Raw genomic sequence first — 20,540 nt, 5'->3', positions numbered from 1 at the left:
CCGGTGGCGGGCAGGCGAAGAGGAACGTGCATGCGAACCCTGGTTCTGAACGCGGGCTATGAACCGCTGGCAGTGGTCACCTTCCGGCGCGCGCTGGTCCTTGTCCTAACGGGCAAAGCCAGTGTGCTGGCGGAGAGCGGTGACCCGATTGTAGGTCCGGGGGATGTCTTCGCCCGTCCATCAGTGATCCTGCTGAACCGGTACGTGAATATTCCGTACCGTGATTCAGCCGTGGCCACCCGGCGCGGAGTCCTGCGGCGGGACGGACACAGCTGCGCGTACTGCGGTAAGCCGGCGTCGACCGTGGACCATGTAGTGCCAAAATCTCGCGGGGGGCAGGACAGCTGGGAGAACCTCGTGGCATGCTGCCTGCGCTGTAACAACAAGAAGGGCGACAGGACATTGAATCAGCTGGGCTGGAAGCTGCTGTTCACCCCGCAGGCGCCGCGGGGCACCCGCTGGCAGATCCGCGAACTGGAACAGCCGGCGGCGCAGTGGAGCCAGTTCCTGGGAGACACCGCAGCATGAGTTCTGGCGCAATGCCGGCGTTTGACGCCGTTATTCTTGCGGGCGGACGTTCCTCCCGGCTCGGAGGGGAACCGAAAGCCAGCCTTGTCATCGGGGAAGAACCGCTCCTGGTTCGCGCCCTCCGTGCGTCGCAGGGAGCTGCCCGCACGGCCGTAGCGGGGCCTTCGTCCCTCCGCGGACTGCTCGCAGGAACGGACTTTTCCGGTCTCATTGTGCGTGAGGACCCGCCGTTCTCCGGTCCTGCTGCCGCTGTGGGAACTGCGCTCACCGCCCTCGGGGAACTCGCCGCGGGCGCAGGAGACAGCCGCAGCCCCTGGACCCTGGTGCTGGCCTGTGACATGCCGCAGGCAGACCAGGCGGTTCCTGCGCTGCTGGCAGCCGCACGAGAGGATCCAAGCAGGTCCGTGCTGGCCGTGGACCCGGGCGGCAAGACGCAGCCGCTGGCGGCCCTGTACCGCACGGAGGATCTGGCTGCAGCCGCGGAGGCACACGCTGGAGGACTCGCCAATGTTTCAATGTTCAGCATGCTTGCTAGGGTGCAGTGGAGAGAGACTGCCGTCCCGGAGGGAAGCACAGCGGACGTGGACACTTGGGCCGATGCCGGGAAATGGGGCATTCAGGCCGGGCCACGTGCCGCCCTTCAACCACCCGGAACCGCAGCTCCAGCCAAGGACTAAGGAGCCAAGATGGGAACCCAGCAGCAGGAACTCGAGGACTGGACGCAGCGGTTGCTGCAGGCCTTCGAGCTAGACGGAACGCAGGTGGACATCAACGCGGTGCTGGACCTGGCCGCAGCAGCCGCCCACAACGTGGTGCGCCCGGCCGCGCCCCTAACCACCTTCGTGGCAGGTCTTGCTGCAGGACTCGCTGCCGGGTCCGGCCAGGCGGACGAAGCGGTTGCCATGCGGGCCGCTATCCGGGCGGCCCAGCGCGAATGCGATGCGGAAGCAGACCGGAAGGAGCCCAAGTGAACGGAACGCTGCCTGTGATCCTGCCCCTGCAGCCCAACACATCATGGAAAGACGCGCGGAGAGCCGCCTACGCTGCGGCCCGTCCGCTGCCGTTTGAAACGGTCCCACTGGCAGAGGCGCTCGGGCACACCCTGGCGTCCGACGCCGTCGCGCTGCAGCCCGTGCCGCATTACGCTTCCTCCGCGATGGACGGGTGGGCTGTAGCCGGGCCCGAGCCATGGACCATAGTGGTGCCCGAGCCCGATCCGGAGCCCTGGCAAATCCACAAGGAATCCGGCCGCCGTCCGCTGCAGGCCGGTGAGGCCGTTTCCATCCTGACCGGAGGCCTGGTTCCGGCCGGAGCTGAAGCGGTCCTCCGGACAGAGAACGGAGTGCTGGACCCCGGCGAACCTGCGACGCTGCGCCGGGCGTCCACGGCACGCGAAGACGAACCGCGGCTGGGGGAACACATCCGCCCGGCGGGTGAAGAAGCCGCAGCCGGTGAAACAACGATCGCCGGCGGCACGGTCCTGAACCCCGCGCATATTGCCCTCGCAGCGGTGTGCGGGCATGACACGCTGCCGGTCCTTCGGGCACCGCGCGTCTCGCTGCTCTTCACCGGCGACGAAGTCATTGAATCCGGGCTGCCGGACTCCGGCCAGGTGCGGGACACCTTCGGACCGCAGCTGCCGCAGCTGGTGGAGATGCTCGGCGGCCGGGTGGACGCTGTCCGCCGTCTGCCGGACCGGCTGGACGACGTCATAGCGGCCCTCAGCACCGATGCGGTCGATGAAACGTCGCTGGCCATGTCTTCAGGGGACGTCCTGGTGACCACCGGCGGCACGGGGATTTCGGATGCAGACCACCTGCGCCGGGCACTGGAAGCCGTGGACGCGGAACTGGTAATTGATGGCATTGCCATGCGGCCGGGCCATCCCACGCTGCTGGCCCGGCTGCAGGACGGACGGTTTGTCGTCGCGCTTCCGGGCAACCCGCTGGCAGCCATGATGGCTGTCTTCACCGTGCTCCAGCCTTTGCTGGAGGGACTGCGGGGCGCCGCGTCCGCCCGGGAGTTCCACGTGCTGGCCGGCGTTGACGTCGCGCCGCTGCCCGGGCGCACCCGCCTGGTTCCATGCCGGATCCAGGACGGGCGCGCCCTTCCCTCTCAGTACTTCCGTTCGGGAATGCTCCGAGGACTGGCCGAAGCCGACGCCATTATGGTGCTGCCGGAAGAAGGCTGCGCCGCGGACCAGCCGGTCAGTGCGCTGCCTTTGCCATGGCCCGTGAAGCAGCCTCCAGCCGGATAATCACCGATTTGGAGGTTGGGGTGCCGCTGACTTCGGCAACGGAGTCCAGCGGCACCAACACGTTCGCCTCCGGGTAGTACGCCGCGGCACACCCCACCGGCGTGTTGTAGGCAACCGCCCGGAAGGACTCGGCACGCCGTTCGACGCCGTCCTCATACTCAGAGACCATGTCCACCATGTCTCCGTCCTTGAATCCGGCCGCGGCCAGGTCTGCCTCGTTCACGAACACCACCCGCCGGCCGCCGTAGATCCCGCGGTAGCGGTCATCCTTGGCGTAGATGGTGGTGTTGTACTGGTCATGGGCCCGCAGGGTCTGCAGGATCAGCCGCCCCTCGGGGACCTTCGGGTACTCCAGCTCATTGGCAGTGAACCGTGCCTTGCCGGTTGCGGTTGCGAACTTGCGGCCGTCCCGGGGGCCATTGGGCAGCACAAAACCGCCGCCGCCGTGCTTGATCTTGGCCTCGAACCCCTCAAATCCGGGAATGACGTTTTCGATGTGCCGGCGGATCAGGGAGTAGTCGGCCCGCGCGCCGATCCAGTCCAGCTTCGGTGCGTTCTCGTGGAAGGGCGCGTGGGAACCGTTGAACAGCCGCTCGGAAAGCTCGCACACAATCGCCACCTCCGACCGGACTTCCGGACCGGGCGGGTCCAGCCTGCCCTGCGAGGCGTGCACCGCGCTCATCGAGTCTTCGACCGTGACCCGCTGATCGCCGCCGGCCTGGGTGTCCCGGTCCGTGCGGCCCAAGGCGGGCAGGATCAGCGCCCGGCGGCCATGCACCAGGTGGGACTTGTTCAGCTTGGTGGATACCTGGACGGTGAGCGCCGTGTTGCGCAGTGCGTCCTCGGTGACCGCGGAGTCCGGAGTGGCCCGGATGAAGTTGCCGCCCATGGCCATGAACACCCGGACCTTGGAATCGCGCATGGCACGGATCGCGTTGACGGTGTCGAAGCCGTGGCGCCGGGGCGAAGCGAAATCGAACTCGGCATCGAGCCGGTCGTGGAAGGCTTCCGGCATCCGCTCGAAGATACCCATGGTGCGGTCACCCTGGACGTTGGAGTGCCCGCGTACGGGGCACACACCGGCTCCCGGCCGGCCGACGTTGCCCTGCAGCAGCAGGACGTTGACGATATCGCGCAGCATCGCCACCGAGTGCTTGTGCTGCGTCAGGCCCATGGCCCAGCACACCACCGTGGACTTGGAAGCGATCATCCGGGCGCCGGTGGCTTCGATCTGCGCGCGGGTCAGGCCGCTGGCAAGGCAGATCTCATCCCAGGACGTCTTCCGAATCTCAGCCAGGTAGGCGTCGAGGCCGTCAGTGTAGGAATCGATGAAGATGTGGTCGAAGACGTTCCCGTGTTCTTCTTCCTGCTCCAGCAGGAATTTGCCCAGACCCTGGAACAGGGCCTGGTCCCCGCCCAGGCGGATCTGCAGGAAGTCATCGGCCAGCTGGGTTCCGCCGCCGAGCTTGGTGCCCAGGATGCCTGACGCCGTCTGCGGGTTGTCGAAGCGCAGCAGGCCAGCTTCCGGCAGCGGATTCACGGCCACGATGGTGGCGCCGTTCTTCTTCGCCCGTTCCAGCGCCGTCAGCATGCGCGGATGGTTGGTGCCGGGATTCTGCCCGGCCACGATGATCAGGTCCGAGGCCTGCACATCATCCAGGCTGACGGTGCCCTTGCCGACGCCGAGGGTTTCCGTCAGGGCCGATCCGGAGGACTCATGGCACATGTTGGAACAGTCCGGCAGGTTGTTGGTGCCCAGCCCGCGGACCATCAGCTGGTAGAGAAAGGCTGCCTCGTTGGAGGTCCGGCCCGAGGTGTAGAAGACGGCCTGGTCCGGGCTGTCCATGGCGGCGAGCTCCTCGACAATGATGCTGTACGCGGCGTCCCAGCTGATCGGCCGATAGTGCGTGTCGCCGGCTTCCAGGACCATGGGGTGGGTCAGCCGGCCCTGCTGTCCCAGCCAGTAATCGTCCTTCTCCAGCATGTCCGCAATCGAGTGCTCGGCAAAGAACTCCGGCGGAACCTTCCGCTTGGTAGCCTCCTCCGCCACGGCCTTCGCCCCGTTTTCACAGAACTCCGCGGCGTGCCGCTTGTCCCCTTCAGGCCAGGCACAGCCGGGACAGTCGAAGCCCTTCTTCTGGTTCACGTTCAGCAGCGTCTTGGCGCTGCGCAGCGCGCCCATCTGGTCGAAGGATATGCGCAGCGAATTGATCACTGCCGGAAGACCCACGGCATGGGTCTTGGGGTCACCAACCCTCAGCTCTGATTCGTCGATTCCATCTTTTGGAGCCTTGCTTGGCACAGCCACCACGTCCTTGTGTAGGAAATCACCTAGTCTGAAGTGAGGCCAGTCTAAGACTTATTGAGGAGCGATGGGATGGGACGGGTTTCACGGCGTGCCCGCATTACGAGGTTCCGCACCGACGGGTCGGTGAGCCGGCGCGATGACGTGCTGGCCGGAGAGGAGCCCCTGGAGATCCGTTTCCAGGGCCGTTCCTTCACTGTGACCATGCGGACTCCCGGCGACGACTTCGACTTGGTGGCCGGCTTCCTGGTCTCAGAGGGCGTTATCTGGGAGGCCGGCCAGCTGATCTCCATGCGCTACTGCGCAGGGGTAGATGAGGAAGGCCAGCAGACTTTCAACGTGGTGGATGTGCAGCTGCGCCCAGGCACAGCTTTGCCGGACACGGGCATGGAACGGCACGTCTACACCTCCTCCTCCTGCGGAATCTGCGGCACGGCTTCCATTGAGGCGGTGCGGAAGTCCTCCCACTTCGACGTGGCGGAGGACAGCGTGCGCGTGCCGCTGGACGTCCTCGCGGCCCTGCCGGAGCGGCTGCGGGAAAGCCAGGCCCTGTTCGAAAAGACCGGCGGGGTCCACGCTGCCGGACTGTTTACTGCCGACGGGGAGCTGCTCTGCCTGCGCGAAGACGTGGGCCGGCACAACGCCGTGGACAAGGTGGTGGGCTGGGCGCTGCGCGCCGGCATGCTGCCGCTGCGGGGGACGGTGCTGCAGGTATCCGGACGGGCATCTTTTGAACTTGTTCAAAAGGCTCAGCTGGCTGGAATCCCGGTACTGGCCGCGGTCTCCGCGCCGTCGTCACTGTCCGTGGAACTGGCGCGCGACGCGGGGATGACGCTGGTTGGCTTTAGCCGCGGCAACTCGCTGAACTGCTATTGCTTCCCGGAGCGGATCCAGGCGTCGGTTTCCGTCGGCGCCGCAGCGGAAAGCTAAGCCGCGGCGGAAGGCTAGGTTGCCGGCAGCATAACCTCGGCGCAGGTTCCCTGGCCCATCTCGGAGCTGATCGAGAGCTTGCCGCCGTGCTTATTGACGATGTCCTGGACGATGGAAAGCCCCAGCCCGGTCCCCGGGATGGCTGCGGCGGTGGCATTGGAGGCCCGGAAGAAGCGGCTGAAGAGCTTGGGCATGTCCTCGGGAGGAATGCCGATGCCCGTGTCCCGCACGCACACCCGGATCATGGGCGCGGCGCCGTCTGCGGGATCTGCCAGCGAAGCCTCCACCCGGACTGTGCCGTGCGGCGGGGTGAATTTGACGGCGTTGGAGATGAGGTTGGAGAACACCCGCTCCAGCTGTTCGCGGTCTCCGTCCAGCCGCAGGTCCAGCCGCAGCTCGGGATCGGTTTCGTCCAAGGTCAGGGCAACGTTCCGACTGGTAGCCGCAGGGGTAAGTGATGCGATGACCTGCTCCAGCAGATCCCGCAGGACCAGTTCCTCAACATCGAGCCGGGTCTCCTCGGCGTCAGCGCGGGAAATGGTCAGCAGGTCACCAATCAGGTGGTTAAGCCGGTTGGCATTGCGTCCCACGATTTCCAGCATCTGCGCAATCTCGGGGGAGACTCCGGTTCCCGCGCTGTCCAGGATCAGGTCCAGGTAACCGGTGATGGAAGTCAGCGGCGTACGAAGCTCGTGGTTGATGGTGGCCACGAAGTCGGTCTTCTCCCGGTCAAGCTCGCGCTGCCGGGCAAGCACCGCGCGCTGGGCCGTGATCAAATGTCCCTGAACCAGGCCGTGGGCAAGGTTTCCGCTGACGTGCTGGATCAGCGAGAGTTCCGTGGGGCTCCACACCCGCTCGGCGTACTCACCCGCCAGCCAAATAATGCCAAACGGGCGGTCGCCGTGCCCCAGCGGCACGATAACCGAGGTGCGCAGGCCGGCTTCCCGGGGTGCCGGGTACAGGATGGGGTGGGTATCGGATTCCGGGTCCAGATGGTCCCTCGCCGCGAGCATCTTTCCGTTCTCCCACAGCAGCTTGGCCACTTCGAGGGCCTGCCCCTGCTCCGGGGCAGGAATCCGGGCGCTTGTCCCGGGACGGCTCCAGCAATTCTCCAGTGCGGGTACCCGTTCATCCGGGAAGGTCACCAGCAGCACATGGTCTGCGCCGAAGGCTTCACCGAGCCCGGACACGACGGCGTCGGCCATCACATGCGGATCGTTGGTGGCACGCACCGCTGCAGAGATGATGCGGGTCTTCCCGCGCAGGCTGGCGTTGACCTCCCGGCGGCGGCGTACGGCCAGGGACTCTGCCCGGATCAGGGCTGCCCGGTAGGAGAGTTCGTCGTGGGAGACCGGACTGAGGACAAAATCCGTGATGCCCCTGCGGACCATGTCTTCGACGTCAAGCAGTTCACCGGAAGATATCAGGATGACCGGCGGCCCGGAACCGTCAGCAACGGGCAGCAGCCAGCGCCGCAGGTCTTCTCCGGCGGCGTTCACCGCCTCGGTGTCCACTACCGCCAGGACGGGCAGCGGATCTTCGCCGGCCTCACCGCGCGCAACGGGCCGGAGGGACGCACGGCTCAGGGCTGCTTCAACATCCGCACGCAGCGAGGCATCACCAACGGCGACCAGCGCCGGCAGGGCTTCGCTGAGTCTGTCCGTAGACATCCCCTCATGGGCGGGTGCCGTCGGCATAGCGGCCTTTCGTTCAAAGAGCCCGGATGGATGCGGGCGTTTGCAGTGTATCCCAGGGGACTCCCGTTGCACGTGGTGAAGGGCACATCATTGCGTGTCATTGCGGCCCGGCGGATCACGGGGAATTCACCGCCGCGCGGAGGCGTTATGCCGGGCGCCGCAGATCCGGGGAACTACTAGTCTGGAAGCAGCGCTACTACAGGAAGTTACATAGATGAGCATGGAAGGCGCGGCTTGGAGTTCGCTCTACAAGATCTCCACCGCAAAGGGCAGCGACAGGAAGATTTCACGCGAGACACTCAGGCGGATTCTGGCCTTTGCCTCGCCGTACCGCAGGCAGCTGATTGGGTTCCTGATCCTCTCCACCGGGGGAGCGTTCCTGGCCGTGGCCACACCCGTCCTGGCCGGCGAGGTGGTCAACGCGATCGTGGCCAGTGCCTCGGTTGAGACGGTTATCTGGCTGGCGGTGCTGATCGCCGTGGTGGCAGTGGCCGACGCCGGAGTTTCGCTTGCGACGCGCTGGTTCTCTTCCCGGATTGGTGAACAGGTGATCCTGGACCTGCGTACCGCCGTGTTTGACCACGTGCAGCGGATGCCGATCGCCTTCTTCACGCGCACCCGCACCGGAGCCCTGGTCAGCCGACTCAACAACGACGTCATTGGCGCTCAGCAGGCCTTCAGCGGCACCCTCTCCGGAGTGGTCAGCAACCTGGTGGCACTGATCCTCACGCTGATCGTGATGCTGACAACCTCCTGGCAGGTCACGATCCTGGCCATGCTGCTGCTTCCGGTGTTCCTGATTCCCGCGCGGCGGATGGGAAGCCGCCTGGCGGCGCTGCGGCGTGAAGCCGCGAATCACAACGCTTCCATGGGCACCCAGATGACCGAACGCTTCTCCGCCCCCGGAGCCACGCTGGTCAAGCTGTTCGGCCGGCCGGACCAGGAATCCACGGAGTTCGCCGTCCGTGCGGCCAGGGTCCGGGACATCGGCGTGAAGACAGCCATGATGCAGACGGTCTTCGTGACCGCCCTGACTCTTGTCTCGGCACTGGCACTGGCGCTGGTTTACGGTCTGGGCGGCTGGTTCGCCCTCAACGGGACCCTGAACACCGGTGACGTGGTGACGCTGGCGCTGCTGCTGACCAGGCTTTACGCACCGCTTACCTCACTGGCGAACGCCCGCGTGGAAATCATGAGCGCCGTCGTCAGCTTCGAGCGGGTCTTCGAAATCCTGGACCTCAAGCCGCTGATCCGCGAGAAGGAAAACCCCGCGCCGGTTCCCAATGGTCCGCTGGGTGTTGAGTTTGAGGACGTCACTTTTGCCTACCCGACGGCGGACAAAGTGTCGCTGGCCTCCCTCGAGGACGTCGCCGTGCTGGACAGCCGGGGAGGTGAGGATGTTCTGCACAATGTCTCCTTCCGGGTTGAACCCGGGCAGACCGTGGCCCTGGTGGGCAGCTCCGGTGCCGGCAAGTCGACGATCGCCCAGCTGCTTTCGCGGCTTTACGACGTCGACACCGGTGCGGTGCGGTTCTCCGGCACGGACGTCCGTGACCTGAGCTTCGAAGGTATGCGGTCCGCCCTGGGCATGGTCACGCAGGACGGGCACCTGTTCCACGAAACCATCCGCTCCAACCTGCTGCTGGCTAATCCCGGGGCCAGCGAGGAGGAGATCTGGGACGCGCTGCGCCGGGCACGCCTGGAGGACCTGATCCGGTCCCTGCCTGACGGTCTGGAGACCATGGTGGGGGAGCGCGGTTACCGGCTCTCCGGCGGTGAGCGCCAGCGCATGACGATCGCCCGGCTGCTTCTCGCGCAGCCCCGAATCGTGGTTCTGGACGAGGCAACGGCTGCACTGGACTCGACCTCGGAAGCTGCAGTCCAGGCAGCCCTGACCGAAGCGCTGCAGGGACGCACCGCCGTCGTCATTGCACACCGGCTCTCCACGATCCGCAATGCGGACCGGATCCTGGTGATCGAGGACGGACGCATCGCCGAGCAGGGCACCCACACGGAGCTGCTGGCCAAGGGCGGACGCTACGCCGAGCTCTACAACACCCAGTTCGCAGCCGCGGAGCCTGAGGCGCTGAGCGGGCCGGCGCCCGGGCAGTAGCAGGCTCCTTCCCGGGACAGCGGAGGTCACCCGGGTGGCTGCAGCAAATATAAAAAAGTGCCCCCGGCCGGAATCGAACCGACGACCTGCCCTTTAGGAGAGGGCCGCTCTATCCTACTGAGCTACGGAGGCGAGCCGCCGGCGTCCGGCAGCGATAAACAGCTTACCTGTTTTCGGCAGCAGGTGCCCCGCGGCCTGCGGGGACACGCGGCTACGGCTTTGGTGCGGGTGCCGCGTCCTTGCCCCCGGCATCTTCCAGCCGCTGCAGGTAGGTGTTGTAGGCCTGCCGCATTCCAACGAGGAAGCTGTGGACCGTTTCCAGCTCCGCTTCCGAGTACCGGTCCATGACCTCGGTGGTCAGCGCTCCCAGCGGTCCGAAGTAGGCGCCGGCCAGTTCGCGGGCCAGGGGCTCGAAGTGCAGGGTGACTTTCCGCCGGTCTGATTCCGAGCGGGTGCGGTGGATATGGCCGATCTGCTCAAGCCGGTCAATGACGGCGGTAGTTGCTCCCGTGGAGGTGCCCAGCAGGGTGCTCAGCCGTCCGGCGGTGAGGGGAGCGCCGCGCATCTCGGCTTCCATGACCAGTGTCAGGGCACGCATGTCTGTGGAGTTCAGTCCGTGGTTATGGGCGAAGGCGTCCGCCACGAGCTGGCCGTCCAGGCCCATTCCCCGGACAGCCTCCACAATCTGGCGCCGCAGCGCGTTCATCTCCACCCCCACATAGTAGCTCCACGTTGAAGTATCTCTAAATAAGAGATACTTTGTTCTCTAGTTACTTGCTTTCAACACCTATACCTCTGGAGTACCCCATGAGCGCGAAGATAGTTAAGTCGGCAAGGGCGGCGTTGGTAACGCTGTTCCTGGGCCTGGTGGTGATCGTGGGGCTTTTTGCCATACCGGTCCCCGAAAACGAGTCCTCGACCGTGGGCCAGCTGAGTGACAAATACCAGGTCACCCAGGTGCAGGAACTGCTCAAGGAGTTCCCTGAAGCGCAGCAGTCCACCGCGCTGATTGTGGTTTCGCGCGAAGACGGCGGCGAAATGAGCGAGACGGACATTGCAGGCATTGCCGAAATCAGTGCGGCCGCAACAGACGCCGGCGTCGAGGCCCCTCCCGCCCAGGTTCCCCAGCTGGTCTCTGAAAACGGCGTAGTCGCGATCATTCCGGTCACGCTTCAGGCTGCCGCCGACGACGGCGATGCCGTGGGCGAAGAGGTCGCGGCCCTGCGCGAGGCCGTCAGCGAGGCAGCTCCGGAGGGAATCAAGGCCGAACTCACCGGCGGCGCTGCGTTTACCGCCGATCTGGCCGGCGTTTTCGCCGGAGCCAACTTCACGCTCCTTGCCGTGACCGCTTCGGTGGTGGCGCTGCTGCTGATCGTCACTTACCGCTCGCCGTGGCTGTGGATCGTCCCGCTGGCGATCGTTGCCGCCACCGAACAGCTCTCCCTGCGCATGGTGGACGTACTGGCCCCGCTCGTCGGGATTGAAGTGGATCCTTCCGCCGTGGGTATCACCAGCGTCCTCGTCTTCGGTGCGGCGACCAACTACGCCCTGCTGCTCATCGCCCGTTACCGGGAAGAGCTGCGCGTCCATGACAGCGTTTACGCCGCGATGGGCAAGGCCCTGAGCCGCACCCGTGAAGCGATCATCGCCTCCGGCGGCACCGTCATCCTGGCGCTGCTGACCCTGCTCTTCACCGACACCATGAGCTACCGAGGGCTGGGCTTCTCGGCAGCCCTTGGCATTGTGTTTGCCATCCTCAGCGCGCTCTTCCTGCTGCCCGTGGCTCTGGTGCTGCTGGGCCGCAAGCTGTTCTGGCCGTTTGTGCCCAAGGTCGGAGACCCGGCACGCGAAGGCAAGTTCTGGGGCAAGCTGGGTGAGGCAACGGCACGCCGCCCGAAGACGATCGCCGGCATCGCCGTCGTTGTTCTGCTGGTCATGGCCAGCGGCCTCTTCAGTGCCAAGATCGGCCTGAGCGAGAACGAACAGTTCACGGACAAGCCGGAAGCCGTGACTGCTGCGGAGACGCTGTCCGAAGGATTCGCTGCGGGCAGCACCTCCCCGGTGATTGTCCTGGTGAACTCGGATGAGGCAGAGGCCGCAACGGAGACGCTTGGCTCCCTGGAGGGCGTGGACAGCGCCTCCATCACTGACGAGCACGACGGGCTGACCCGGATCGACCTGATCAACTCCTACGAAGCAGGAACCGGGGAATCGAACGACTTCATCCGGGATCTGCGCGCTGAGCTCGCGGAAACCCCGGACTACGGGGCCCTGGTTGGCGGCGAAGCTGCCGAGCGGGTGGACCAGCTGGATGCGAACACCCACGACGTGACCCTGGTGGTCACCCTGGTGATCATCCTGGTGTTCCTGGTGCTGCTGGTCCTGCTGCGCTCTCTTGTTGCACCGTTCCTGCTGGTCGGTTCGGTGCTGCTCACCTTCTTCGCCGCCAGCGGCCTGAGCTGGCTGCTGTTCGTGAATGTCCTGGGCTTCCCGGCCCTGGACACCCTGACGCTGCTGTACAGCTTCCTGTTCCTCGTGGCGCTGGGTGTGGACTACAACATCTTCCTGGTCACCCGGGCCCGTGAGAACGCGGCCACCATGGGCACCAGGAAGGGCATGCTGGCTGCGCTGCGCTCCACCGGCGGCGTGATCACCAGTGCCGGCATCCTGCTGGCAGCAGTGTTCGTGGTCCTGGGTGTCCTGCCCCTGGTTACCCTGACCCAGGTTGGCATCACCGTGGCGATCGGCGTCCTGTTCGACACCCTGATCGTGCGGACCGTGATCGTGCCGGCCCTAGTCTTTGTCCTGGGTGACAAGTTCTGGTGGCCGAGCCGTCCGGGAGCTAAAAACGGCAAGCACGGACGCCACCAGGCTGAGCCCGAGGAGGACCCAGCGGGCGACCGTGAGGATGCTGGCCAGGCCAGCGTCACCGGCCGCTAGCTCCGCAGACCCCAGGACGCCGTCAATGACGACGTTCTCCCAGAGATCCGCTATGACAAAGAGGATCGGCGCGGCCCACAATACCCAGCGAAGTGAACGGCGCTGGGTATTGAGGCCGATGATCAGCAGCCAGGCGAATCCGAAGATGAGGGGAAAGAGGGTACCTGCCGTCTTGTGGAGGTAGCTGAGCTGGCCCAGCGCGTCGGCATCCATTGCCGAGCGCAGGGCAGCCAGGTACTCCATGTCGTACCCGCCGATCAGCGAGTCCGGCATGGCCAGGCCACCCGAAAGCTGGGTCATCTGGTTCAGTACCAGCAAGTGGTAGTACCAGAACATAAACAGCGCGGTGGCCGCCGCGGCAATCACGACCAAATTGGCGTTGGTCTTGGCCTGCTGCGGCGTCCGCTGCGTTGTTGAACTGGCAGGGAGCTGCGGCCCCGCCGGAAGTTGTGCCTTGTCGCCGTGCTTGGCGGCGCGCTGTGCCGGAGTTTTACCCATGCCTCCAGTATGGCGGAGGGGCGCACGGGCCGTCCCGGACCCCGTCAGGGGAGAGGACGGTTTAGGCTATCGCCCATGAGTGCCAATGCCACAGAAGAAGATTTCGCCCTGGCCGAGTCCCTGGTCCGCGAGGCCGGGGCCCTGGCCCTGGCCATGCGCCGGGAGGGACTGACCGGCAAACAGAAAACCTCCGTGTCCGACGTCGTGACGGCGGCGGATCAGGCAGCGGAAGAGCTGGTCCTCGAGACCCTGCGCCGGCAGCGGCCCGAAGACGGGATCCTGGGCGAAGAAGGCGCCAGCCACGAAGGAACGTCGGGGCGGACCTGGGTCATTGATCCGGTGGACGGCACCTACAACTTCCTTTCCGGTTCCACTTACTGGTGTTCCGCCCTGGCCCTGCGCACCGGTGACGGGAGCCCGGCGGATGAGGATCCCCGGGTTCTGCTGGGCGCGGTCTACCAGCCGCAGGAGGACCGGCTCTGGCTGGGCGGCCCCGGACAGGGCGCCACCCTGAACGGCGAGCCGCTGGCACCGCTGCCAGACACGGACCTGGACCGGCTCAGCGCGGGAACGTACCTGCATCCGACCTGGCTCCAGCGTGAAGACGTGGCCGGTCCCTGGATTAGGGCTGCGGCAGGTGCTGCCACCCTGCGGATGCTCGGGTCCGGCTCCTGCGACCTGGGGTCGGTGGCCTCGGGCCGGCTGGGTGCCTGGTTCCAGCACAGCTGTCCGGAGTGGGACTGGCTGCCCGGAAAGGCAATCGTTGAGGCCGCCGGGGGTACAACTGCAGTGCTGGAGGTCAACGGGTTCCGCTGGCACATCGCCGGTCCGGCGGCTGCAGTCCGTGAGATCCAGCACCGGCTGGCCGGAAGCTAGGGGCCCCGGGCCGGCCGGGCGCAAACCGCGTCCGGGAAAATGTCCGGGCCAGCACCTAGACTTAAAACCACCATGGACTATCTCTTTGATCCGTACTTTTCCACGCCCGCCAAGACCAAGGCCTCCGCTGACCCTGAAGCGGAAAAGGCCGGGGAAGACGCCGGCCGGAAGGCGGGAGCTGACGCAGCCGGGGCCAGCGGCCACCCCCGTGCCGGTTCCGGGCGCGTCGACGAGGCACGCGCCGCGGATCTTCTGCGCGGGCTGAACCCGCAGCAGGAAGAAGCGGTCAAGCACGCCGGATCCCCGCTGCTAATCGTTGCGGGCGCCGGTTCCGGCAAGACCCGGGTGCTCAGCCACCGGATTGCGTACCTGCTGGCCACCGGACGGTCCAACCCGGGGCAGATCCTGGCCATCACCTTCACCAACAAGGCCGCAGCGGAAATGCGCGAGCGCATCGAGTCCCTGGTGGGCGGTGTAGCCAAGACCATGTGGATTTCCACTTTCCACTCCTCCTGCGTACGGATCCTGCGCCGCGAGGCCAAAGCCGTGGGGATGAACTCCAACTTCTCCATCTACGACTCCGCGGACACCCTGCGCCTGATCACGCTGGTGGCCAAGGGACTGGACCTTGATCCCAAACGGTTCGCGCCCAAGGCCATTGCCAACAAGATCTCCGGCCTGAAGAACGAACTCATTGACGATGAGTCCTACGCCTCCAGCGCCAATTACTCAGATCCGTTCGAGCAGGCCGTGGCCCAGGTCTACACCGGGTACACCCAGCGGATGCGCCAGGCCAACGCCATGGACTTCGACGACCTGATCGCCCAGACGGTGTACATGTTCCGGGCCTTCCCGGGCGTAGCCGAGTACTACCGGCGCCGGTTCCGGCACATCCTCGTGGACGAGTACCAGGACACCAACCACGCCCAGTACGCCCTGGTCCGCGAGCTCGTAGGAGTGGAAGGCGAAGGACACCTGGACATTCCGCCGGCTGAGCTGACCGTGGTGGGCGACTCCGACCAGTCCATCTACGCCTTCCGCGGCGCGGACGTCCGCAACATCGTGGATTTCGAGAAGGACTACCCCTCCGCACGCACCATCCTGCTGGAACAGAACTACCGGTCCACGCAGACCATCCTTTCGGCCGCCAATGCGGTGATCTCCCGCAACCCCAACCGTCCGGAGAAGAAACTCTGGACGGCTGAGGGGGACGGCCCGAAGATTGTTGGCTATGTAGGGGAGAACGAGCACGAGGAAGCCCGCTTCATCGCGGAGGAAATCGACCGGCTGCAGGATGAAGAAAACCTGAGGCCGGGCGACGTCGCCATCTTCTACCGCACCAACGCCCAGTCACGTTCGCTCGAGGACGTCCTGGTGCGCGTTGGCCTGCCGTACAAGGTGGTTGGCGGCACCCGGTTCTACGAACGCAAGGAGATCAAGGACGCGCTGGCGTACCTGCGCGTGCTGGTGAACCAGGACGACGTCGTGAACCTGCGCCGGATCCTGAACGAACCCAAGCGCGGCATCGGTGACCGCGCGGAGTACTCGGTGGCGGCCCTCGCCGAACGCGAGCGGATCAGCTTTATGGCCGCCCTGCGCCGAGCCGAGGACGCACCGGGCCTGGCGACGCGCTCGCTGAACGCGGTCAACGGCTTCGTGAAGCTGATCGATGACTTGGCTGAGGTGGCAACGGGTTCCGGGGCGTCCGCTGCCCTGGAAGCGGTGCTGGAACAGACCGGCTACCTGGCCCAGCTGCGCTCCAGCTCCGATCCGCAGGACGAGTCCCGGGTGGAGAACCTGGCGGAACTGGTCGCCGTCGTACGCGAATTCGAACGCGACAACCCGGAAGGAACCCTGGAGCAGTTCCTGGAACAGGTCTCCCTGGTGGCGGACGCGGACCAGATCCCGGACGCCCCGGAAGGATCGGCCGAGGAAGTGGCAGCCGCCGTCGAGGAATCCCGCCGGCAGGGCGTGGTGACTCTGATGACCCTGCACACCGCCAAGGGCCTTGAATTCCCCGTGGTCTTCCTGACCGGCATGGAACAGGGCATCTTCCCGCACCAGCGCTCGGCCACGGACCCGGCTGAACTTGCCGAGGAACGGCGCCTGGCCTACGTGGGCCTTACCCGCGCCCGGCAGCGGCTCTACCTCACCCGCTCCGAGGTCCGCAGCATGTGGGGCCAGAGCCAGTACAACCCGGCCAGCCAGTTTGTGGGGGAGGTGCCCTCCGAACTCATCGAATGGAAGCGCGAAGGCATGGACCGGCCCACCTGGGGCGGCGGAAGCATCACCTCCAGCCGGTACAGCGGATCGCACTGGGGCGCCGGATCGGCGTCGTCCACCGGCGGGAGCATCGCCGCCGCACCCGTCTCCAAGGCGATGGGCCGCGTCCAGCCGCAGAAGGAAGTCATTTCGGTTGCGGTGGGGGACAAGGTCAACCACACCTCCTTCGGCCACGGCCAGGTGCTCGCCGTGGAAGGTTCAGGGGACAAGACCGTGGCGAAGGTGAAGTTCGACGTCGGCGAGAAGCGCCTGCTGCTGCGTTACGCCCCGCTGACCAAGGAGTCATAACACAGCCTCAGGCCCATAGCGGACAGGCCGGTTCTTCTACAAACTGTCGAACTGTGCCCTTCGTCACTAAAGCGGTAGTCTGTGGTGGGCCCCCGGTGCTAAGGGACTAAAGTGCCATTGGGGCAGCCCGGCTCGACGCATCTGCTTCTTGATCAGCTGATCAATATGTAAACCTACTTCGACGTAGAAGGACACTAGCCCGTGGACCTGTTTGAATATCAGGCGCGCGATCTGTTTGAGGCGCACGGAGTACCCGTGCTTGCCGGAATCGTGGCGCACACTCCTGAAGAAGCCAAAGCCGCAGCCGAGAAGATTGGCGGCGTTGTAGTCGTCAAGGCCCAGGTAAAGGTTGGCGGCCGCGGCAAGGCCGGCGGCGTCAAGGTCGCTAAGACCGCTGACGAGGCTTTCGAGCACGCCAGCAACATCCTCGGGATGGACATCAAGGGCCACACGGTCAAGAAGGTCATGATCGCCCAGGGTGCGGACATCGCCGAGGAGTTCTACTTCTCCGTCCTGCTGGACCGGGCCAACCGCAACTACCTGGCCATGTGCTCGGTTGAAGGCGGCATGGAAATCGAGCAGCTCGCCGTCGAGCGCCCCGACGCCCTTGCCCGCGTCGCCGTGGATCCGGCAGTTGGCATCGACCAGGCCAAGGCCGAGGAAATCGTCGACGCAGCCGGCTTCGCTCCGGAACTGCGCGAAGGCGTCATCAACGCCATCATGAAGCTCTGGGACGTCTTCACCAAGGAAGACGCAACCCTCGTGGAGGTCAACCCGCTGGTCAAGACCGGCGCAGGCGACATCGTTGCCCTGGACGGCAAGGTCTCCCTGGACGAGAACGCTGACTTCCGCCAGCCCGGCCACGCCGAGCTGGAAGACAAGGACGCAGCTGACCCGCTGGAAGCCAAGGCCAAGGCCAACGACCTGAACTACGTCAAGCTCGACGGCGAAGTTGGCATCATCGGTAACGGTGCCGGCCTGGTTATGTCCACGCTCGACGTCGTTGCCTACGCCGGCGAAAAGCACGGCAACGTCAAGCCCGCCAACTTCCTGGACATCGGCGGCGGAGCCTCGGCATCCGTTATGGCCGCAGGCCTGGACGTCATCCTCAACGATGAGCAGGTCAAGTCCGTCTTCGTGAACGTCTTCGGCGGAATCACCGCCTGTGACGCCGTTGCCAACGGCATCGTCAAGGCCCTGGAGATCCTCGGCGACGAGGCCAACAAGCCGCTGGTCGTCCGCCTGGACGGCAACAACGTCGAGGAAGGCCGCCGCATCCTGGCCGAGGCCAACCACCCGCTGGTTACCCTCGCAACCACCATGGACAACGGCGCCGACAAGGCTGCCGAGCTCGCCAACGCAGCTCGCTGACCGAGCCGATCCCCAGAAAGAGAATTCACATATGTCTATCTTCTTGAACAAGGACTCCAAGGTCATCGTTCAGGGCATCACCGGCGGCGAAGGCACCAAGCACACCGCCCTGATGCTCAAGGCCGGGACCCAGGTTGTGGGCGGCGTCAACGCCCGCAAGGCCGGCACCACCGTGACCCACGGCGATGTTGAGCTTCCGGTGTTCGGCACCGTGGCCGAGGCAATGGAAAAGACCGAGGCTGACGTCTCGATCGTCTTCGTCCCGCCGGCCTTCACCAAGGACGCCGTGATGGAAGCCATCGACGCAGGCATCGGCCTCGTTGTGGTCATCACCGAAGGTGTTCCCGTACAGGATTCCGCCGAGTTCTGGGCCCACGCCCAGTCCAAGGTCGACGCCGACGGCAACCAGGTCACCCGCATCATCGGCCCGAACTGCCCCGGCATCATCACCCCGGGCGAAGCCCTGGTCGGCATCACCCCGAACAACATCACGGGCAAGGGCCCGATCGGCCTCGTATCGAAGTCCGGCACCCTGACCTACCAGATGATGTACGAACTGCGCGACCTTGGCTTCTCCACCGCCATTGGCATCGGCGGCGACCCGATCATCGGCACCACGCACATCGACGCCCTCGCAGCCTTCGAAGCTGACCCCGAGACCAAGGCGATCGTGATGATCGGCGAAATCGGCGGCGACGCCGAAGAGCGCGCAGCCGACTTCATCAAGGCCAACGTCACCAAGCCGGTTGTCGGCTACGTCGCAGGCTTCACCGCTCCCGAAGGCAAGACCATGGGCCACGCAGGCGCCATCGTCTCCGGTTCCGCAGGAACCGCACAGGCCAAGAAGGAAGCCCTCGAAGCAGCAGGCGTGAAGGTCGGCAAGACGCCGTCCGAGACCGCCGAGCTGCTGCGCGAAGTCTTCGCTTCGCTCTAAGCTCCACCAGCACACACCCCCGTGCCCGGATTTTTCCGGTGCACGGGGGTTTTGTGCGTCCATCTTCAGAAAGACACGACAGCTACATGAGTTCCAACCCAGCTTCCCCCGCGGTACCGGCAGATCACCGCCGGGCACTGCGCCGGGCCACCTGGATCGCTACCCTGGGAGGTTTCCTCTTCGGGTATGACACCGGCGTGATCAACGGGGCGCTGCCCTACATGCAGGACGACCTGGGCCTGACGCCGTTCACGGAGGGCCTGATCACCTCCAGCCTCCTCTTCGGCGCGGCCTTCGGCGCCGTAGGTGCCGGACAGCTTGCTGACCGGCTGGGCAGGCGCCGGCTGCTCCTGATCCTCGCCGTCGTGTTCATGCTCGGTGCCGCCGGTACCGCTGCGGCGCCCGGGATCGGGTTTATGGTCTTGGCCCGCGTAGTCCTGGGCCTGGCAGTGGGCGGCGCTTCCGCCGTCGTACCCATGTTCCTGGCCGAGCTTGCTCCCGCATCCCGCCGCGGCCAGCTGGTGACCCGGGACCAGCTCATGATCGTCACCGGACAGCTCGCCGCCTTCGTCTGCAACGCAGTGATCGGCAACCTCTGGGGCGAGGAAGGCAACGTGTGGCGCTGGATGCTCCTGGTGGCCACCCTTCCGGCAGTAGCACTGTGGATCGGCATGCACTTTGTGCCCGAAAGCCCACGCTGGCTGGGGTCGAAGGGCAGGTACGCGCAGATGCTCGAAGCGCTGCAGAAGATCCGCAGCGCCGAAGAAGCGCAGGCGGAGTATGAGGAGATCAAGGGACTCGCCGGCACTTCACGCACCGGGCGGCTGAAGGACTTCGCCGAGCCGTGGCTGCTGCGCGTCCTGCTGATTGGCATGGGCCTGTCGATCGTGCAGCAGATTACCGGGGTGAACGCGATCATCTACTACGGCACGCAGATCCTGGCCGACGCCGGATTCGGCACGGAAGCCGCGCTGACCGCGAACATCGCCAACGGTGTCGTCTCTGTCGCCGCTGCCCTGCTCGGCATCTGGCTGCTGGGAAAGGTGGCCCGCCGGGCCATGCTCATCACCGGCCTGCTCGGCACCACCAGCACGCTGGCGCTCATTGGCGCAGCCTCGATCCTGATGCCCGAAGGCACCGCCCGCGGTTTCACCGTGCTGTCGCTGACCGTCCTGTTCCTGGCCTTCCAGCAGGGCGCAGTTTCCCCGGTGACGTGGCTGATGCTTGCGGAGATCTTCCCGCTGCGGGTCCGCGGCCTGGGCATAGGCCTGTCCGTGTTTGTGCAGTGGATGGCCAACTTCGCTGTCGGGTTCTCCTTCCCCATGCTGATGGCCGCCCTGGGGATTTCCAACACGTTCTTCATCTTCGTGGCCCTGGGCATCTGCGCCGTGCTGTTCGTCCGGCGGTTTATGCCTGAGACCCGCGGACTGTCCCTGGAAGAGCTCGAGCTGAAGCTGCGCAAGGCTTAGCCTGGGCGCGGTCCGGGTGCCCGGGGCGGGCCCCCCCCCCCCCCCCCCCCC

15 protein-coding genes, 1 tRNA gene and 1 pseudogene are annotated in these 20,540 nt (G+C 65.7%); 12 read left to right on the top strand and 5 right to left on the bottom strand.

Annotated features, from left to right (window positions below; all coding sequences use genetic code 11):
* Nucleotides 1–30: 30 nt before the first annotated feature.
* From TVC13_RS11695 to TVC13_RS11680, 4 genes are read left to right on the top strand one after another with little or no spacing between them, the layout of a single operon-like run.
* Nucleotides 31–528, top strand: a complete 498-nt coding sequence (locus TVC13_RS11695; protein ID WP_422401370.1) for an HNH endonuclease — start codon at nt 31–33, stop codon at nt 526–528.
* The gene (mobA, locus tag TVC13_RS11690) at nt 525–1,205 is read left to right on the top strand and encodes a molybdenum cofactor guanylyltransferase (protein WP_422401369.1); all 681 of its coding nucleotides are present in this window, start codon (nt 525–527) and stop codon (nt 1,203–1,205) included. The genes TVC13_RS11695 and mobA overlap by 4 nt, the downstream gene beginning before the upstream one ends.
* Before the next feature lie 9 nt (nt 1,206–1,214).
* Nucleotides 1,215–1,499, top strand: coding sequence for a DUF6457 domain-containing protein (locus TVC13_RS11685; protein WP_422401368.1), 285 nt, complete (start codon nt 1,215–1,217; stop codon nt 1,497–1,499).
* Nucleotides 1,496–2,785, top strand: coding sequence for a molybdopterin molybdotransferase MoeA (locus tag TVC13_RS11680; RefSeq protein WP_422401367.1), 1,290 nt, complete (start codon nt 1,496–1,498; stop codon nt 2,783–2,785). Before TVC13_RS11685 ends, TVC13_RS11680 begins: the two co-directional genes overlap by 4 nt.
* On the opposite strand, the gene TVC13_RS11675 is transcribed toward TVC13_RS11680, so the two are convergent.
* The gene (locus tag TVC13_RS11675) at nt 2,736–5,087 is read right to left on the bottom strand and encodes an FdhF/YdeP family oxidoreductase (RefSeq protein ID WP_422401366.1); all 2,352 of its coding nucleotides are present in this window, start codon (nt 5,085–5,087) and stop codon (nt 2,736–2,738) included. The genes TVC13_RS11680 and TVC13_RS11675 overlap by 50 nt on opposite strands.
* 75 nt (nt 5,088–5,162) lie before the next feature.
* On the opposite strand from TVC13_RS11675, the gene fdhD reads away from it, so the two are divergent.
* Entirely contained in the window at nt 5,163–6,020 is an 858-nt protein-coding gene (gene fdhD, locus TVC13_RS11670) for a formate dehydrogenase accessory sulfurtransferase FdhD (RefSeq protein ID WP_422401365.1), read from the top strand.
* A 14-nt stretch (nt 6,021–6,034) separates the two neighbouring features.
* Here fdhD and TVC13_RS11665 read toward each other — a convergent pair whose 3' ends face one another.
* On the bottom strand, nt 6,035–7,717 hold the full coding sequence (locus TVC13_RS11665) for a sensor histidine kinase (RefSeq protein ID WP_422401364.1): 1,683 nt from the start codon (nt 7,715–7,717) through the stop codon (nt 6,035–6,037).
* Nucleotides 7,718–7,931: 214 nt separating this feature from the next.
* Between TVC13_RS11665 and TVC13_RS11660 the strand changes: the two genes are divergently transcribed.
* Nucleotides 7,932–9,830, top strand: a complete 1,899-nt coding sequence (locus TVC13_RS11660; RefSeq protein WP_422401363.1) for an ABC transporter ATP-binding protein — start codon at nt 7,932–7,934, stop codon at nt 9,828–9,830.
* Nucleotides 9,831–9,888: 58 nt separating this feature from the next.
* Here the strand turns inward: TVC13_RS11660 and TVC13_RS11655 are convergent.
* A tRNA-Arg gene (locus TVC13_RS11655) sits at nt 9,889–9,962 on the bottom strand.
* A gap of 79 nt (nt 9,963–10,041) precedes the next feature.
* The gene (locus TVC13_RS11650; protein ID WP_422401387.1) at nt 10,042–10,536 is read right to left on the bottom strand and encodes a MarR family winged helix-turn-helix transcriptional regulator; all 495 of its coding nucleotides are present in this window, start codon (nt 10,534–10,536) and stop codon (nt 10,042–10,044) included.
* Nucleotides 10,537–10,637: 101 nt separating this feature from the next.
* On the opposite strand from TVC13_RS11650, the pseudogene TVC13_RS11645 reads away from it, so the two are divergent.
* A pseudogene (locus tag TVC13_RS11645) lies at nt 10,638–12,605 on the top strand (MMPL family transporter); the annotation flags it as partial.
* Between the two features lie 18 nt (nt 12,606–12,623).
* Here the strand turns inward: TVC13_RS11645 and TVC13_RS11640 are convergent.
* A complete protein-coding gene (locus TVC13_RS11640) occupies nt 12,624–13,268 on the bottom strand; it encodes a hypothetical protein (RefSeq protein ID WP_422401362.1) in 645 nt (214 codons plus the stop codon).
* Between the two features lie 75 nt (nt 13,269–13,343).
* Between TVC13_RS11640 and TVC13_RS11635 the strand changes: the two genes are divergently transcribed.
* The 5 genes from TVC13_RS11635 (at nt 13,344) to TVC13_RS11615 (ending at nt 20,489) form a co-directional block, all read left to right on the top strand.
* A complete protein-coding gene (locus TVC13_RS11635; RefSeq protein ID WP_422401361.1) occupies nt 13,344–14,144 on the top strand; it encodes an inositol monophosphatase family protein in 801 nt (266 codons plus the stop codon).
* A gap of 72 nt (nt 14,145–14,216) precedes the next feature.
* Nucleotides 14,217–16,715 carry a DNA helicase PcrA gene (gene pcrA, locus TVC13_RS11630; RefSeq protein WP_422401360.1) on the top strand — a complete coding sequence of 833 codons (2,499 nt, stop codon included), beginning with the start codon at nt 14,217–14,219 and terminating at the stop codon, nt 16,713–16,715.
* A gap of 201 nt (nt 16,716–16,916) precedes the next feature.
* Nucleotides 16,917–18,086, top strand: a complete 1,170-nt coding sequence (sucC, locus tag TVC13_RS11625; RefSeq protein WP_422401359.1) for an ADP-forming succinate--CoA ligase subunit beta — start codon at nt 16,917–16,919, stop codon at nt 18,084–18,086.
* A gap of 31 nt (nt 18,087–18,117) precedes the next feature.
* Nucleotides 18,118–19,020: a succinate--CoA ligase subunit alpha gene (gene sucD / locus TVC13_RS11620; RefSeq protein ID WP_325789584.1), complete on the top strand. Its 903-nt coding sequence runs from the start codon at nt 18,118–18,120 to the stop codon at nt 19,018–19,020.
* Between the two features lie 86 nt (nt 19,021–19,106).
* Nucleotides 19,107–20,489, top strand: a complete 1,383-nt coding sequence (locus TVC13_RS11615; RefSeq protein WP_422401358.1) for a sugar porter family MFS transporter — start codon at nt 19,107–19,109, stop codon at nt 20,487–20,489.
* Nucleotides 20,490–20,540 lie beyond the last annotated feature (51 nt).

Source organism: Arthrobacter sp. 3Tela_A (assembly GCF_049311025.1).
Taxonomy (GTDB): domain Bacteria; phylum Actinomycetota; class Actinomycetes; order Actinomycetales; family Micrococcaceae; genus Arthrobacter_B.
This window is presented reverse-complemented; position numbering and strand designations above follow the sequence as displayed.

Bases quoted from the DNA above. Each gene is read 5' to 3' on its own strand.
- pcrA (WP_422401360.1), top strand. From the start codon at position 14,217: ATGGACTATCTCTTTGATCCGTACTTTTCCACGCCCGCCAAGACCAAG.
- TVC13_RS11635 (WP_422401361.1), top strand. From the start codon at position 13,344: ATGAGTGCCAATGCCACAGAAGAAGATTTCGCCCTGGCCGAGTCCCTG.
- TVC13_RS11650 (WP_422401387.1), bottom strand. From the start codon at position 10,536: ATGAACGCGCTGCGGCGCCAGATTGTGGAGGCTGTCCGGGGAATGGGC.
- TVC13_RS11665 (WP_422401364.1), bottom strand. From the start codon at position 7,717: ATGCCGACGGCACCCGCCCATGAGGGGATGTCTACGGACAGACTCAGC.
- fdhD (WP_422401365.1), top strand. From the start codon at position 5,163: ATGGGACGGGTTTCACGGCGTGCCCGCATTACGAGGTTCCGCACCGAC.
- mobA (WP_422401369.1), top strand. From the start codon at position 525: ATGAGTTCTGGCGCAATGCCGGCGTTTGACGCCGTTATTCTTGCGGGC.
- TVC13_RS11685 (WP_422401368.1), top strand. From the start codon at position 1,215: ATGGGAACCCAGCAGCAGGAACTCGAGGACTGGACGCAGCGGTTGCTG.
- TVC13_RS11695 (WP_422401370.1), top strand. From the start codon at position 31: ATGCGAACCCTGGTTCTGAACGCGGGCTATGAACCGCTGGCAGTGGTC.
- TVC13_RS11640 (WP_422401362.1), bottom strand. From the start codon at position 13,268: ATGGGTAAAACTCCGGCACAGCGCGCCGCCAAGCACGGCGACAAGGCA.
- TVC13_RS11615 (WP_422401358.1), top strand. From the start codon at position 19,107: ATGAGTTCCAACCCAGCTTCCCCCGCGGTACCGGCAGATCACCGCCGG.
- sucD (WP_325789584.1), top strand. From the start codon at position 18,118: ATGTCTATCTTCTTGAACAAGGACTCCAAGGTCATCGTTCAGGGCATC.
- TVC13_RS11660 (WP_422401363.1), top strand. From the start codon at position 7,932: ATGAGCATGGAAGGCGCGGCTTGGAGTTCGCTCTACAAGATCTCCACC.